This window comes from Shewanella salipaludis (assembly GCF_012911865.1).
GTDB lineage: Bacteria > Pseudomonadota > Gammaproteobacteria > Enterobacterales > Shewanellaceae > Shewanella > Shewanella salipaludis.
The window spans coordinates 94,075-108,577 of record NZ_JAAXYH010000006.1; the positions used below are offsets into that span (position 1 = coordinate 94,075).

Below are 14,503 nucleotides of genomic sequence, written 5' to 3' on the forward strand. Positions count from 1 at the left end.
GAACCATGGAAAAGCTGTCAAATTCATCGCACTTTCTCGATCTGGGCGGCCTGGATTCGCTGCGCTCGCAGGCGCAGCAAGATCAGAAGGGCGCCTTGCAGAAAGTGGCCAAGCAATTCGAAGGCATTTTCGTGCAGATGTTGATGAAGAGCATGCGTGACGCCAATGCGGTGTTCGAGTCCGACAGCCCGATGAACAGCCAATACACCAAATTCTACGAACAGATGCGCGATCAACAGCTGTCGGTCGACTTGTCCGACAAGGGCGTGCTGGGTCTGGCGGACATGATGGTGCAGCAGTTGTCTCCGGAGGGGAGCAAGGTGACCCCTGCTTCTGTGCTCAGAGGTGAACTTGGGGCCAGCCCGGCGCGGCAGCATGACACGGCCGCCGCCATCCCTCCTGTTGCCACGGCGGCAACCACAGCTGGCTCTCAGCCTGAACTGCTGTTCCCGAGCCGGCATCACAGGACAGAGGCGAGCCCACAGACGGCAGACGGCATATTGGCTCCCATCTTGAGTGGCAAGAGCTTGCCGTCGGCAGCGACACCAACCCAGGCGAATGCGACCTTCGACAGCCGGGATGAATTTGTCACCCGTCTCTATCCCCATGCCGAGAAAGCGGCCAAGGCCTTGGGCACCAGCCCAGAGTTGCTGTTGGCACAATCTGCGCTGGAAACCGGCTGGGGGCAAAAGATGGTGCGCCGCAGCGACGGTGCCTGCAGCAATAACTTATTCAATATCAAGGCCGACAAACGTTGGGACGGCGATAAGACCAGCGTCAATACCCTGGAATTTGAACAGGGCATAGCCGTTAAACAGAAAGCAGATTTCAGGATGTATGACAACGTCGAGCAGAGCTTCAATGACTTCGTGTCTTTCATCACCGAGGGTGAGCGCTACCAGGAAGCCCGGCAAGTGGCCGCCGAACCCGCCAAGTTCATCAAGGCATTGCAGCAAGCAGGTTATGCGACAGATCCCCATTATGCCGACAAGGTGATCAAGGTGATGAAGTCCATCACTGCGGAGTTCAAGACCCTGATACCGGGAGAGACGCGATGATGCAGGTCACCATATTTGTTCCCAGGAGCGCCAACTAATGTCTATCGATCTACTGAATATCGCCCGCACCGGTGTCATGGCATCTCAGTCCCAGCTGGGGCTGACGAGTAACAACATCACCAATGCCAATACCGCAGGCTATCACAGGCAGGTGGCGACCCAAGCGACCTTGGAATCGCAGCAACTGGGAGGGCATTTTTATGGCGCAGGCACTTATGTTTCCGACGTGAAACGCATCTATAACGACTACGCCGCCCGTGAGCTGCGCATCGGCCAGACAGGGGTGGGGGCTGCCGAAGCCAGCTACAGCAAACTGAGCGAGTTGGATCAGTTGTTTTCCGTCATTGGCAAGGCAGTTCCCCAGGGGCTGAACGACTTCTTCTCCAGCATCAATTCCCTGGCCGATCTGCCGGCGGATCTCGGGGTGCGTGGCGGCATGCTGGCCTCCGCCGGGCAGGTCGCCGACAGCCTGAATCAGATGCAGGCCCAGCTCGATGGTCAATTGACGCAGACCAATGCCCAGATAGAAGGGATCACCAAGAGAGTCAATGAAATCAGCCAGGAGCTTGGCAACATCAACCGGGAGTTGATGAAGTCGAGCGGCCAGGATATGCAGCTGTTGGATCACCAGGATGCGCTCATCCAGGAGCTGAGCCAATACGCCGAAGTCAATGTCATCCCCTTGGACACAGGGGCCAAGACCATAATGCTCGGCGGCGCCATGATCTTGGTCTCGGGCGAACTCGCCATGACAGTGGGCACTAAGCAGGGCGATCCCATACCGCGGGAGACTGAGCTCACAGGCACCATAGGCAACAAGAATGTGGCGATAGATCCCAGCAAGCTGGGTGGGCAACTGCAGGCGCTGTTCGAGTTTCGCGATCAAACCTTGGTGCCGGCCAGTCATGAAATGGGGCAACTGGCATTGGGCATCGCCGACGCCTTCAACAGCATGCAGGGCCAGGGCATGGATCTCAATGGCCAGGTTGGACAGAATATCTTTCGGGACATCAACGATCCTCTGATGTCCAGCGGCCGGGTCAGTGCCTATGCCACCACCCCGGCAACGGCGGCCAACCTGAGTGTCAATATCGATGACACAGGTGCCTTGACCGGCGGTGCCTACGACTTGAGTTTCGACGGTGCCAACTATCAATTGACCGATGTCGACAGCGGCGCAGTCACCAATTTGACGCTCAACGGCACTGTGCTCGAAGGCGGTGCCGGCTTCAGCATCAGCCTGGACTCGGGCGTGGCTTCCCTGGCGGCGGGCAACAAGTTTGCCATACGTCCCACGGCCGGCGCGGCCGGTGGCATCGCCGTGGTGATGACAGATCCCAAGGGCATTGCCGCCGCCAGCCCCAAGATCAACGCAGATGCGGCTAATTCGGGCAATACCCAGGTCAAACTCGTCAGCATAGACAACCGCAATGCCGCCAACTTCCCGGTCACGGGCAACGAGCTGACCTTCACACTGGACACGGTCGCCAATACCTTTACCACCCTGGCGGCCGATGGCAGCACTTCGGGGCCAACGGCCTACACGCCGCCCAACATCAGTGCCTTCGGTTTCACCTTCGAAGTGACCTCGGCAGGCGAGACGGGGCAGAGCTTCAGCTTCGATCTGGCGGCTGCCCAGGGGGATAATACCAACCTGGTGGCCATGGCCAAGCTGAGCGAAAGCAAGCTGATGAACGGCGGCGCCTCGACCCTGGCCGACGTGTTTCAGCAAACCAAGTTAGGTGTGGGCAACCAGACCAAGGCGGCGGAAGTGAAGGTTGGCACCGCCAACGCCATCTATCAGCAAGCCTATGCCAGGGTCGAGAGCGAGTCCGGCGTCAACCTGGACGAAGAGGCGGCCAACTTGATGCGTTTTCAACAGGCCTATCAGGCATCCGCCAGGATCATGACCACGGCTTCCGAACTATTTGACACCTTGTTTAACTCGGTACGCTAGGAGATAAGGGATGCGCATTTCTACCGCACAGATGTTCAATCAAAATATCAGCGGCGTGCTGGAGAAACAGAGCGCCACCAATAAGCTGGTGGAGCAACTCTCGAGTGGCAAGAAGGTCGTTACCTCGGGTGACGATCCCGTGGCGGCGCTGGGGATAGATAACCTGAATCAGCAAAATGCCCTGGTCGATCAATTCGTCAAGAATATAGATTATGCCAGCGGCCGCCTGAGCGTGACCGAGAGCAAGCTCGGCAGTGCCGAAAACCTGGCCATGTCGAGCCGGGATCTCATACTGAGGGCAGTGAACGGCAGCCTCAGTGATGCCGATCGGCAAACTCTTGCCGCCGAGATGCAGGGCAGTCTGGACGAGCTGCTGGCCATGGCCAATAGCAAGGACGAATCGGGCAATTATCTGTTTGCCGGTTTCAATACCGACACCCAGCCCTTTCAATTCGATGCCACGGGCAAGATAAGCTACAGCGGCGACAGCGGCGTGCGCAACACCATGGTGGCTTCCAATGTGGCCCTGGGGACCAATGTGACGGGGGATGCCGCCTTCATGAACGCCCCCAACGCCATGGGGGACTACAGCGTCAATTATTTGGCCAGTCAACAGGGCGAGTTCAGCGTCAGCAGTGCCAAGATTGCCGATGCAACCACTTATGTTGCTGACACTTATACATTTAATGTCACTGACAATGGTGCGGGCGGGCTGGACCTTGAAGTGCTCGACTCCGCCAACAATCCTGTCGCCAACCTTGCCAATTACGATCCCAGTGCCCCTGTGAGCTTCAACGGCATAGAAGTCAAGCTGGAGGGGACCCCAGTTGCCGGGGACAGTTTCAGCATGCAGCCACAGGCACAAGTCAGCATTTTCGATACTTTGAACAGTGCCATTGCCTTGATAAAAGATCCCGGCAAGACAAATACGCCGGCAGGAAACTCAGAGTTGGCACAATTGTTGAATAACTTTGACAGTGGTATGGCACAGATCAGCGACGCAAGAAGTGAAGCCGGTATCAGCCTGAAGCGGGTCGAGAGTTACCAGAGTTCGCACAGTGATGAGAAGCTTGTCAATAACTCGGCACTGTCTCTGCTTGAAGACTTGGATTACGCCTCGGCGATCAGCGAGTTTGAGAAACAGCAACAGGCGCTCAATGCCGTGTCGAGCGTGTTCAGTAAAGTCGGTTCGGTTTCATTGTTTGACTATATATGAGTCGACCCTTGAATCGCTCCGGCAGTTGAAGATAGGCGCCGGAACAGCAAGAACGACATTGGATGTCAGTGATACAGATAGGTGTCCAGTGGGTTAGTGGCACTAATGAGTAAAGCAAGAAGATATATTCATTTTAGCGATATGACTTAGCCAGGCTCTCAAGTCTTGGCATCAAACTAAGAAAGAGGAATTTAACATGGCTATTTCAGTAAATACTAACATCACCTCCATGAAGGCGCAGAAGAACCTGGGCGGTGCCAACAGCAGCTTACAAACTTCGATGGAGCGTCTGTCTTCGGGTCTGCGCATCAACAGCGCCAAGGACGATGCCGCAGGTTTGGCCATTTCCAACCGTATGACCAGTCAGATCAACGGTCTGGACGTGGCCATGCGCAACGCCAACGACGGTATCTCCATCGCCCAGACTGCCGAAGGCGCCATGGGCGAGTCCACCAACATACTGCAGCGTATGCGCGACTTGTCACTGCAATCGGCCAACGGCTCCAACTCGGCCGATGATAGGGTGGCGATGAATAAAGAGCTGTCAGCTCTGCAAACCGAATTGACCCGTATCGCAGATACGACCTCTTTCGGTGGTCAGAAGTTATTGAACGGCAACTATGGCACTCAATCTTTCCAGGTAGGTTCGAGCGCGAATGAAACCATCTCACTGACCTTGGGTGATATCTCTGCGGACACCATAGGTAAAGCGGGTCAGACGGTCGCCGGTACTTATGACGCAGCTACTACTACTGCCGCGATTGCCGCCAATGACTTGGTGTTTACTTATACTCCCGCCGGTGGCAGCGCTGAAACCTTGACTGTTGATCTGTCAAAGGCGACAACAGCGGCCGAAACCGTCGATGCCATCAATAACACGCTGAATGGCGCTTCAGAACCGACAGGGGTATTTGCCAAGCTTGATGCTGCCGGCACAGGTTTCTCATTTGACGGTATCGCAAACAACACAGATACCTTGACTCTGGCTGGCGCCGCCGGCAGTGTCGCTTTTGCCTTGGGTGGTGATGGTACAGCCGATGCAACGTCAAAAGTCAGCAATATCGACATCAGTACTGCGGCCGGTTCGCAAAATGCGGTGACTATTATCGATGCCGCCATTTCGAGCATCGACGGCCAGCGTGCCGATTTGGGTGCGGTACAGAACCGCATGAGTTTCACCATCAACAACCTGAGCAACATTCAGAGCAACGTGACCGACGCCCGCAGCCGTATCCAGGATGTGGACTTCGCCAAGGAAACCGCTGAAATGACCAAGCAGCAGATACTGTCGCAGACCTCATCTGCCATGTTGGCCCAGGCCAACCAGCTGCCTCAGGTCGCGCTGTCGTTGCTGGGCTAAGCCGAGGGCTTGGCTTGGGTGAGATTCAATTGAGAGAGTAAGAGAGGCGCCAACATTATTGGCGCCTCTTTGTTATTGTTGGCGCCGTATCTGGCCATGGTTTTCTGTTTATTGACAGTGATGTCAGTTTGGATACCGGCTGCCAGTCGGCCTGAGATGCCTGTTTTCCGCTGGTGAGTTCATGGAAAGCATATTTTTCAAACATTTTAAGAAAAAACATTAAAGTTAGAAAAAGTGCTGCCGTTAAAGTGACTGTAACCAATAAGACCCGCCTGGCTTAAGCAGACAGGCAAGTTTTCAAGCCAGGTATAAAAGAGGAAATCATCTATGGCTATTTCAGTAAACACTAACATCACTTCAATGAATTCACAGAAGAATCTGAACAGTGCCAACGGCTCCTTGAAGACGTCGATGGAACGTCTGTCTTCGGGTCTGCGCATCAATGGTGCCAAGGACGATGCCGCCGGTCTACAGATCTCCAACCGTATGACCAGTCAGATCAACGGTCTGGATGTGGCCATGCGCAACGCCAACGACGGTATCTCTATCTCCCAAACTGCCGAAGGCGCCATGGGCGAGTCCACCAACATTCTGCAACGTATGCGTGACCTGTCACTGCAATCGGCCAACGGTTCCAACTCGGCAGACGATCGTGCTTCTATGCAGAAAGAGATCTCTTCGCTGCAAACCGAATTGACCCGTATCGCAGATACGACCTCTTTCGGTGGTCAGAAGTTATTGAACGGCAACTATGGCACTCAATCCTTCCAGGTAGGTTCGAGCGCGAATGAAACCATCTCACTGACCTTGGGTGATATCTCTGCAGACAACATAGGCAAAGCGGGTCAGACAGTCGCCGGTACTTATGACGCAGCTACTACTACTGCCGCGATTGCCGCCAATGACTTGGTGTTTACTTATACTCCTGCCGGTGGCAGCGCCGAAACTTTGACTGTTGATCTGTCAAAGGCGACAACTGCGGCCGAAACCGTCGATGCCATCAATAACACGCTGAATGGCGCTTCAGAAGCAACAGGGGTATTTGCCAAGCTTGATGCTGCCGGCACAGGTTTCTCGTTTGACGGTATCGCAAACAACACAGATACCTTGACTCTGGCTGGCGCCGCCGGCAGTGTCGCCTTTGCCTTGGGTGGTGATGATACGGCCAACGCTACTTCTAAAGTCAGTGATATCGACATCAGCACTGCTGCCGGTTCGCAAAATGCGGTGACTATTATCGATGCCGCTATTTCGAGCATTGATGGCCAGCGTGCCGATTTGGGTGCGGTACAGAACCGCATGAACTTCACCATCAACAACCTGGGCAACATCCAAAGCAACGTGGCCGATGCCCGCAGCCGTATCCAGGATGTGGATTTCGCCAAGGAAACAGCGCAGATGACCAAGCAGCAGATCCTGTCGCAAACGTCTTCAGCCATGTTGGCCCAAGCTAACCAGCTGCCTCAGGTAGCCTTGTCACTGCTGTAACAGCCGATAATGGGCATGGCTAAGCTGTAATTGCCGTGTCCAATCGAATGACTTGTAATACAGCTGAGCTGATATCAGGGAAGGTTCGTTTGCGGACCTTCCCTTGCTGCTTTAAGGTACTATGAGGTTCGAGGTGACTCTGATCTGCTTGTTGGTCTTGCCTTCGCTTTGTTTGGAAGCGATGACCGACTTATCGAGTTAAGGGTAGCAGGCCCGGGTGACACGGATGAGTGGATATGGAGCGAAGTGATGGAAATTAACACAGTAAATACTTCTTATGGCGCAACTTTTGCAGCAGATCTGAAGCCTGCCACGGCGCCACAGCCGGCAACCGAGCCTGCGAGCAAATTGGAAGCGCGGCTAAATACGACCGATGAGACAGCCCAAAGCCAAGATGCCGCAGAGGCAGAGCATACGGATCTCGAGCAGTTGCAGAAAATCGCCACGGACTTATCCGACATGATGTCTGTGATGCGCAAGGGCTTGGCATTTGAGGTCGATGATACCCTGGATATTCCTGTGGTGAGCGTGATGGACATGGATTCGGGGGAGGTGATACGCCAGATCCCCAATGCAGAAGCATTGGAGTTGGCGCAAAAACTCTCGGATGTGGCCGGACTGCTGGTGAAGACAGAGGCTTGATGCTCTCGCTAGCGACAGTCTTGGGTTAAGGTTTGTTTTAGATGAGTCAGAGGTGGATATGGGATTAACGGCACTAGGTGTAGGTTCTGGCATGGACATAGGCGGCATAGTCAGCGCCTTGGTGAACGCGGAAAAAGCCCCCAAAGAGGCGCAGTTCAACGTCGATGAAGGTAAACTCAATACCCAGATATCTGCCATTGGCTCGCTCAAGAGTGCCATGTCGGAGTTTTTGGATAAGCTCAAACCCCTGTCCGATATCAAGACTTTCACAGGTTTCAAGAGCAAGCTTTCCAACAAAGACTTTCTCACAGCCACTGTAAATCCTGAAGCCGTTGCCGGCAGCTATAAGCTGGTGGTCGAGCAGCTGGCCGAAAGCCAGAAGCAGGGGTCAACGGCCGTTGCCGATGTGACTGCGCCCATCGGCAGCGGTTCATTGAACTTTGCAGTAGATGGTAAGAGCTTCGATCTTGCCGTAGCCGCCACAGACTCGCTGCAAGACATAATGAAGAATATCAATGCCGCCGAAGACAATGTCGGGGTCACGGCCACCATCATCAATGGCGATGCCGGTGCCCAGTTGGTACTGACATCGAACAAAACCGGCACTGCCAATACTGTGCAGGTGACAGCTACAGACGATGCGGGTACTGCGTTGAACGATACCTTCGCCATGACAGAGTTGCAGTCTGCCAAGGATGCCATTATCTATGTCGATGGCCTCAAGGTCACCTCTGACTCAAATGACATTGAAAATGCGATCACTGGGGTGAGTCTGACACTGACTGACGCCGATGTCGCCAAGTCAACGACTCTGACGGTCGAACCCAACAGAGAGACTTCCAAGACGGCGATCAAGGACTTTGTCACTTCATACAATGAGATGATGAAGACCATGTCCGGCATGTCGGGTTATGACCCCAATACCAAAAAGGCCGGTGTGCTGCAGGGGGATTCGCTGATCCGCAGCATTCAATCACAGCTCAGAGGCGTCATGTCAGCGTCTGGTGACAACGGTAGTGGTGAGATCATGCTGGCCAGTATGGGGATAAAGACCACAAGAGAGGGATTGCTCGAGATAGATGATACCAAGCTCACCGAGGTATTGAAAACCAATGCCAATGCGGTGGCTGATTTCTTCACTACCGAAGATACAGGTTTCGCCGCCAAGGTGAAGGGCGTTGCCGATACCTACACTCAGTCAGGCGGCATTCTGGATAGCCGGGACGAGAGCCTGGATAAGCAGCTATCCCGCATTAAGGATAGCCGTGAGAGCCTGGCGTTGAAGATGAGTGCCTATGAATCGCGCTTATTAAAGCAATACAATGCGATGGACTTGCTCGTCGGCCAGCTGAATACCCAGAGCAGCATGCTGGCTCAGAGACTGGACTCCTTGCCTGGATTGGTGAATAAAAACTGATCCCCTATGCCTGCAACATAGGTTCGGCAACCAAGCGCGCAGCTTCACCACAAGACACCAATGAAGAGAGTAGCCATCAGGTATGAGTATGCAAGATGACATTAATCCCAGCAGCAGTGGCAGGGTTCACAGGCTGAAGACCTTGGACTCGCTTAACTCCGAGATGGCCGAAAGTCTGGCTAAGCTGGCGCTTTCTCCGGTTGAAGACGAACTGACCGATATGTTGGTATCAAACTTGCTAGAGTTTATCCAGCAACGTCAATTATTACTCGCCGAGCTGGTTGCCGATAACGATTTTGTCGATAGAGACTATTTGCAGCAGCAGCTGGTTCTGAGCCAATCCTATGGACAGCGACTCAGTGAACTGTCGCAGCATAGACAGTCGCTGTTGCGTTCAGGCAGTAATAATCAGCGCCATATCAAGGTTTACAAGACTATAGATGCAAATAGGTAGGTGTGTATGAGAGGATCATTGAAGTCATATCGCAAGGTGTCACTCGAGAGTGAAATTGCCATCGCGTCGCCCCACAGGATCATTCAGATGATGCTGTCGGGTGCACTGGAACGTTTGGCTCAGAGTCGTTATGCCATAGAGCAGAAAGACTATGCCAATAAGGGCATATTTATTGGCAAGGCGCTGGGGATCATCTCGGGCTTAAACAGCAGCTTGAACATGGATGCCGAAGGTCAGGTCGCCAATAATCTCAGCGATTTATATGATTTTATGTTGCGCAGAATTTCTGAAGCCAACATGAACAACGATGTCCGGGCCATAGACGAAGTCAGTGATTTGGTGCGGACAATCAAAGAGAGTTGGGATGCCATCCCCCAGGATAAACATACCCTGTCTTCTCATGCAGATAACCTGTAAAACTGAGTGTAAAATGACCGGAAATGCGGCGTGCTCGGCGCGCCATTTTTGACTCGGCGACAGTTATTTGACGATTCAGGCCGGCTCGCCGCAGGATCTGGACTAAAATCGATTCTATGAGCGATAAACAGCATCTGCCACTTGCTTCTGGCTGGCTGATAATACAATATTCCCCCTGGTGTTTATTGTGACACAGATTTTTACATTAAATTTGCGAAGATTTTACAGCAACTAACATAAAAAATTAATGCGAATTAATAAATATTAGAGCTTAAACGGCCTACTGAATGATGCTAACAGAACAACGAATTTTACTTGTCGGAAACCAGTCCGAGCGCCTTAACCGCTTGTGTTGCATATTAGAATTCTTGGGTGAGCAAATTGAGTGTATCTCAGTCGATAAGATTGAAACCTATACTCAGGACACTCGCTTTCGAGCCCTGATAGTGGCGACAGATGTGATATCGGTTGAGGAACTGAAAAATCTGGCCGGACGTCTTGTCTGGCAACCTTGGCTCTTGTTGGGGGCGGTCGACGATCTTCAGCTCTCCAACATACTGGGTGTCATAGATGAGCCGCTGAACTATCCGCAACTGACAGAGCTACTGCATTTTTGCCAGGTCTACGGCCAGGTGAAACGTCCCCAGGTGCCGACCAGTGTCAATCAGACCAAGCTGTTTCGCAGCCTGGTAGGCCGCAGCGAAGGTATTTCCAATGTGCGGCATCTGATCAACCAGGTGGCGGGATCCGAGGCGACAGTGTTGGTGCTGGGGCAATCAGGTACCGGCAAGGAAGTGGTTGCGCGCAACATTCATTATTTATCTCCTCGTCGTGACGGCCCCTTCATCCCGGTGAACTGCGGCGCCATTCCCCCAGAACTGCTCGAGAGCGAACTCTTCGGCCATGAGAAGGGCTCCTTTACCGGCGCCATCTCATCCCGCAAGGGGCGTTTCGAACTGGCCGAGGGCGGCACCCTGTTCTTAGATGAAATCGGTGACATGCCGTTGCAGATGCAGGTGAAGTTGCTGCGGGTATTGCAGGAGAGGGTGTTCGAACGCGTCGGTGGCTCAAAAACCATTCAGGCCAATGTGCGTGTGGTCGCCGCGACCCACAGAAACCTCGAGGCGATGATCCTGGATAATGAATTCCGGGAAGATCTCTATTATCGCCTCAACGTCTTCCCCATAGAAATGCCGGCGCTCAGTGAGCGTCAGGACGATGTGCCCCTGTTGTTGCAGGAGCTGGTCAGTCGTGTCTATAACGAAGGCCGGGGCAAGGTGCGCTTTACCCAGAGGGCGATAGAATCCCTCAAGGAGCACACTTGGTCGGGTAACGTGCGGGAACTCTCCAACTTGGTGGAGCGTTTAACCATCCTCTATCCGGGCGGCTTGGTCGATGTCAACGATCTGCCGTTGAAATACCGCTATATCGACGTGCCCGAGTATTCGGTGGATGTCAGCGAGGAGCAGCAGGAGCGGGATGCGCTGGCCTCCATCTTCAGTGACGATACCCCGATAGAGCTCCCCGAGACCCGTTTCCCGAGTGAGTTACCACCCGAAGGGGTTAACTTGAAGGACTTGTTGGCCGAACTGGAAATCGACATGATACGCCAGGCATTGGAACAGCAGGACAATGTGGTCGCCAGGGCCGCCGAGATGCTGGGGATACGCCGTACCACCTTGGTCGAGAAGATGCGTAAGTACGGCATGAGCAAAGAGTAGCCTTGTTGCAACTCTTTGTTTCAGCATTGTTATTTTCTACTTTAATGCTTGAATCCTTTTTGGCATAAATTCTGCAGTCACCCGTCATAGGCAATAATTTGACGGAGTGACTATGGTCGCCAATCGAGCAGTGTCAGCCAACCCATTAGCACCAATTGACAGCATTGGCCCCCAGTGGCAATGGATCCAGCAGCGTGAGGCAGCCAATATGTCCAATCGTATGGAGCATATACTGCAAGCCATGCCATCCGGGGTGGTGATACTCAATGGCGATGGCATAGTGACCGAAGCCAATCCGATAGCGATCGAGTTGCTGGGTCGACCGCTGAGCGGTGCCCGTTGGCTGGATGTGATCCATCGCGCCTTTGCACCTCAGGATGATGACGGCTATGAAGTCTCCTTACGCAATGGCCGGCGGGTTAAGCTGGCCATCACGCCGCTGACGCCTGAGCCGGGGCAGTTGATCGTATTGACAGATCTGACCGAAACCCGTCTGCTGCAAAAAAACCTGTCTCATCTGCAACGCCTGTCATCACTGGGCAAGATGGTTGCCACCCTGGCGCACCAGGTGCGCACGCCCTTGTCGGCGGCCTTGCTCTATGCTTCCAACCTCGCCAGCCCCAAACTATCGGATGCGGCGCGCAGCAAGTTTCAACAGAAATTGGTCGACCGCCTGAATGAGCTCGAACGTCAGGTTAACGACATGCTGCTGATGGCCAAGGGACGCCAGGATGCGCTCGGTGAGCCCATCTCCCTTGGAGAGCTGATAGACAAGGTGTTGGCCAACTGTGAACCCATAGCCGCCAGACAAAATTGCCGCATCACTCACAGCGATACCTCCTCCGGGCTGTTGCTGGCCAACATCAATGCCCTCAGTTCGGCGGTAAACAACCTGGTGATCAACAGTATCGAAGCAGGTGCAACCGACATTCGCCTGCAGGCGAGTCAGAGTGACGGCGGCCTCAGCCTGCAGGTGCTGGACAATGGCAAGGGACTGGATGCCAAGATGCAGCAACAGGTGCTGGAGCCTTTCTTCACCACCAAGAGTCAGGGCACAGGGCTGGGGCTGGCGGTGGTTCAGTCCGTGGTGCGCAATCATGGCGGCCAGCTGCAACTGAGCTGTGCCCCGGGCAAGGGCTGCGCCGTGGCGCTGCATTTCCCGCTGCATAGGCACGGCGATGACTGCACCATGACGGAGGTCACCCATGTCTGAAGCGAGACTCTTGCTGGTCGAGGATGATGCCAACCTGCGTGAAGCCTTACTCGATACCCTGATGTTGGCTCACTACGACTGTGTCGACGTAGGTTCGGCGGAAGAAGCCATAATGGCGCTCAAGCGCGAGAGCTTCGATCTTGTCATCAGCGATGTGCAGATGGAAGGCATAGGCGGGATCGGCTTGCTCAACTATCTGGCCGCACACCAGCCTAAACTGCCGCTACTCTTGATGACGGCCTATGCCACCATAGGCAGTGCCGTCAGCGCCATCAAGCTGGGGGCCGTCGATTATCTTGCCAAGCCCTTTGCGCCTCAAGTGCTGCTCAACCAGGTCTCCCGTTATCTGCCGACCAAGTTGAACACGGATAAGCCTGTGGTTGCCGATGACAAGAGCCTGGCCTTGCTGGCGTTGGCGCAGCGGGTGGCGGTATCTGATGCCTCTGTGATGATCATGGGGCCCAGTGGCTCGGGCAAGGAAGTCATGGCCCGCTATATCCATAACCACAGCAAGCGTGCCGGCGAGGCATTCGTGGCCATCAACTGTGCCGCCATTCCGGAAAATATGCTGGAAGCGACCCTGTTCGGTTACGAGAAGGGGGCCTTTACCGGTGCCTATCAGGCCTGCCCAGGGAAATTCGAGCAGGCCCAGGGGGGAACCTTGCTGCTGGACGAAATCTCCGAGATGGATCTGGCGCTGCAGGCCAAGTTGCTGCGGGTATTGCAGGAGCGGGAAGTCGAGCGTCTGGGGGGCCGCAAGACCATCAAGCTGGATGTGCGGGTGCTGGCCACCTCCAACCGGGATCTCAAGTCCATGGCGGCCGCCGGCACTTTCCGTGAAGATCTTTACTATCGTATCAATGTCTTTCCGCTGACTTGGCCGGCTCTATGTCAGCGCCCGGCGGATATACTGCCGTTGGCGCGGCACTTGGTGGTCAAACATGCCGAGGCCTGTCAGCTGGCCGCCATGCCTGAGTTGGATGAGAGCGCCTGCAGGCGCCTGTTGGCCCACAGATGGCCGGGTAACGTGCGCGAGTTGGACAATGTCGTTCAACGGGCGTTGATCCTGCATCAGGGGGATGCCATCACGGCGGCCGACATCATAATAGATGCCCAGGATGTGTTGTTCGATGCCGAGGCGGATGAGGCTGTCACGCTGAAACCGGCCGAAGTCGATGGTCTGGGGGATGAGTTGAAAGCCCAGGAACATGTGATCATCCTGGAAACCCTGAACCTATGTCAGGGGAGTCGTAAATTGGTCGCCGAGAAGCTGGGGATCAGTGCCAGGACCCTGAGATATAAGATGGCCAAGATGCGCGACATGGGGATCCAGTTGCCTGGGTAACCCGGTCCGGGAGGCCGTGTTTAGGGAGATGGCCTCCGGCGCTGGCGCAGGAGGCCATTATCATAGTTGCAGGTTGTCCTGGTCGCAGCCAGGCGCCTAAGCGTCGGCGCTTCAGCGCAGTGCTTAAATTGCTGCGCTTAAATTGCTGTGTTTAAATTACTGCGTTTAAATCGCAGTGCTTAAGTTTTCAACAGGTAAACTTTCACCCTCGGCGC

General features: G+C 54.4%; 12 protein-coding genes. All 12 read left to right on the forward strand.

All coding sequences use genetic code 11. The features are described from left to right. Positions 1-5 precede the first annotated feature (5 nt). The 12 genes from flgJ (at position 6) to HC757_RS10255 (ending at position 14,288) form a co-directional block, all read left to right on the forward strand. Complete coding sequence (gene flgJ, locus HC757_RS10200; RefSeq protein WP_169564240.1) at positions 6-1,058, forward strand: flagellar assembly peptidoglycan hydrolase FlgJ; 1,053 nt, start codon at positions 6-8, stop codon at positions 1,056-1,058. A 37-nt stretch (positions 1,059-1,095) separates the two neighbouring features. Further along, complete coding sequence (flgK, locus tag HC757_RS10205; protein WP_169564241.1) at positions 1,096-3,015, forward strand: flagellar hook-associated protein FlgK; 1,920 nt, start codon at positions 1,096-1,098, stop codon at positions 3,013-3,015. A gap of 10 nt (positions 3,016-3,025) precedes the next feature. After that, positions 3,026-4,231, forward strand: coding sequence for a flagellar hook-associated protein FlgL (gene flgL / locus HC757_RS10210; protein WP_169564242.1), 1,206 nt, complete (start codon positions 3,026-3,028; stop codon positions 4,229-4,231). 196 nt (positions 4,232-4,427) lie between these two features. Then, complete coding sequence (locus HC757_RS10215) at positions 4,428-5,591, forward strand: flagellin (protein ID WP_169564243.1); 1,164 nt, start codon at positions 4,428-4,430, stop codon at positions 5,589-5,591. A 327-nt stretch (positions 5,592-5,918) separates the two neighbouring features. Continuing rightward, entirely contained in the window at positions 5,919-7,079 is a 1,161-nt protein-coding gene (locus tag HC757_RS10220) for a flagellin (RefSeq protein ID WP_169564244.1), read from the forward strand. Between the two features lie 249 nt (positions 7,080-7,328). Beyond that, positions 7,329-7,721, forward strand: coding sequence for a flagellar protein FlaG (locus HC757_RS10225; protein ID WP_169564245.1), 393 nt, complete (start codon positions 7,329-7,331; stop codon positions 7,719-7,721). A gap of 58 nt (positions 7,722-7,779) precedes the next feature. Continuing rightward, positions 7,780-9,138 carry a flagellar filament capping protein FliD gene (gene fliD, locus HC757_RS10230; RefSeq protein WP_169564381.1) on the forward strand — a complete coding sequence of 453 codons (1,359 nt, stop codon included), beginning with the start codon at positions 7,780-7,782 and terminating at the stop codon, positions 9,136-9,138. 88 nt (positions 9,139-9,226) lie between these two features. Further along, complete coding sequence (locus HC757_RS10235) at positions 9,227-9,592, forward strand: flagella biosynthesis chaperone for FliD, FliT (RefSeq protein WP_244623425.1); 366 nt, start codon at positions 9,227-9,229, stop codon at positions 9,590-9,592. A gap of 6 nt (positions 9,593-9,598) precedes the next feature. Further along, positions 9,599-10,009: a flagellar export chaperone FliS gene (gene fliS / locus HC757_RS10240; protein ID WP_169564246.1), complete on the forward strand. Its 411-nt coding sequence runs from the start codon at positions 9,599-9,601 to the stop codon at positions 10,007-10,009. Between the two features lie 287 nt (positions 10,010-10,296). Next, a complete protein-coding gene (locus HC757_RS10245) occupies positions 10,297-11,730 on the forward strand; it encodes a sigma-54 dependent transcriptional regulator (RefSeq protein WP_169564247.1) in 1,434 nt (477 codons plus the stop codon). Between the two features lie 130 nt (positions 11,731-11,860). Continuing rightward, a complete protein-coding gene (locus HC757_RS10250; RefSeq protein ID WP_169564383.1) occupies positions 11,861-12,943 on the forward strand; it encodes an ATP-binding protein in 1,083 nt (360 codons plus the stop codon). Next, positions 12,936-14,288 (forward strand): sigma-54-dependent transcriptional regulator, encoded by a 1,353-nt coding sequence (locus HC757_RS10255; protein WP_169564248.1) that lies wholly within the window; start codon positions 12,936-12,938, stop codon positions 14,286-14,288. The genes HC757_RS10250 and HC757_RS10255 overlap by 8 nt, the downstream gene beginning before the upstream one ends. Positions 14,289-14,503 lie beyond the last annotated feature (215 nt).

Excerpts from the sequence above, each read along its gene's own strand:
- HC757_RS10215 (WP_169564243.1), top strand. The coding sequence starts at position 4,428 with ATGGCTATTTCAGTAAATACTAACATCACCTCCATGAAGGCGCAGAAG.
- flgJ (WP_169564240.1), top strand. The coding sequence starts at position 6 with ATGGAAAAGCTGTCAAATTCATCGCACTTTCTCGATCTGGGCGGCCTG.
- HC757_RS10255 (WP_169564248.1), top strand. The coding sequence starts at position 12,936 with ATGTCTGAAGCGAGACTCTTGCTGGTCGAGGATGATGCCAACCTGCGT.
- HC757_RS10245 (WP_169564247.1), top strand. The coding sequence starts at position 10,297 with ATGATGCTAACAGAACAACGAATTTTACTTGTCGGAAACCAGTCCGAG.
- flgL (WP_169564242.1), top strand. The coding sequence starts at position 3,026 with ATGCGCATTTCTACCGCACAGATGTTCAATCAAAATATCAGCGGCGTG.
- fliS (WP_169564246.1), top strand. The coding sequence starts at position 9,599 with ATGAGAGGATCATTGAAGTCATATCGCAAGGTGTCACTCGAGAGTGAA.
- HC757_RS10235 (WP_244623425.1), top strand. The coding sequence starts at position 9,227 with ATGCAAGATGACATTAATCCCAGCAGCAGTGGCAGGGTTCACAGGCTG.
- HC757_RS10220 (WP_169564244.1), top strand. The coding sequence starts at position 5,919 with ATGGCTATTTCAGTAAACACTAACATCACTTCAATGAATTCACAGAAG.
- fliD (WP_169564381.1), top strand. The coding sequence starts at position 7,780 with ATGGGATTAACGGCACTAGGTGTAGGTTCTGGCATGGACATAGGCGGC.
- flgK (WP_169564241.1), top strand. The coding sequence starts at position 1,096 with ATGTCTATCGATCTACTGAATATCGCCCGCACCGGTGTCATGGCATCT.
- HC757_RS10225 (WP_169564245.1), top strand. The coding sequence starts at position 7,329 with ATGGAAATTAACACAGTAAATACTTCTTATGGCGCAACTTTTGCAGCA.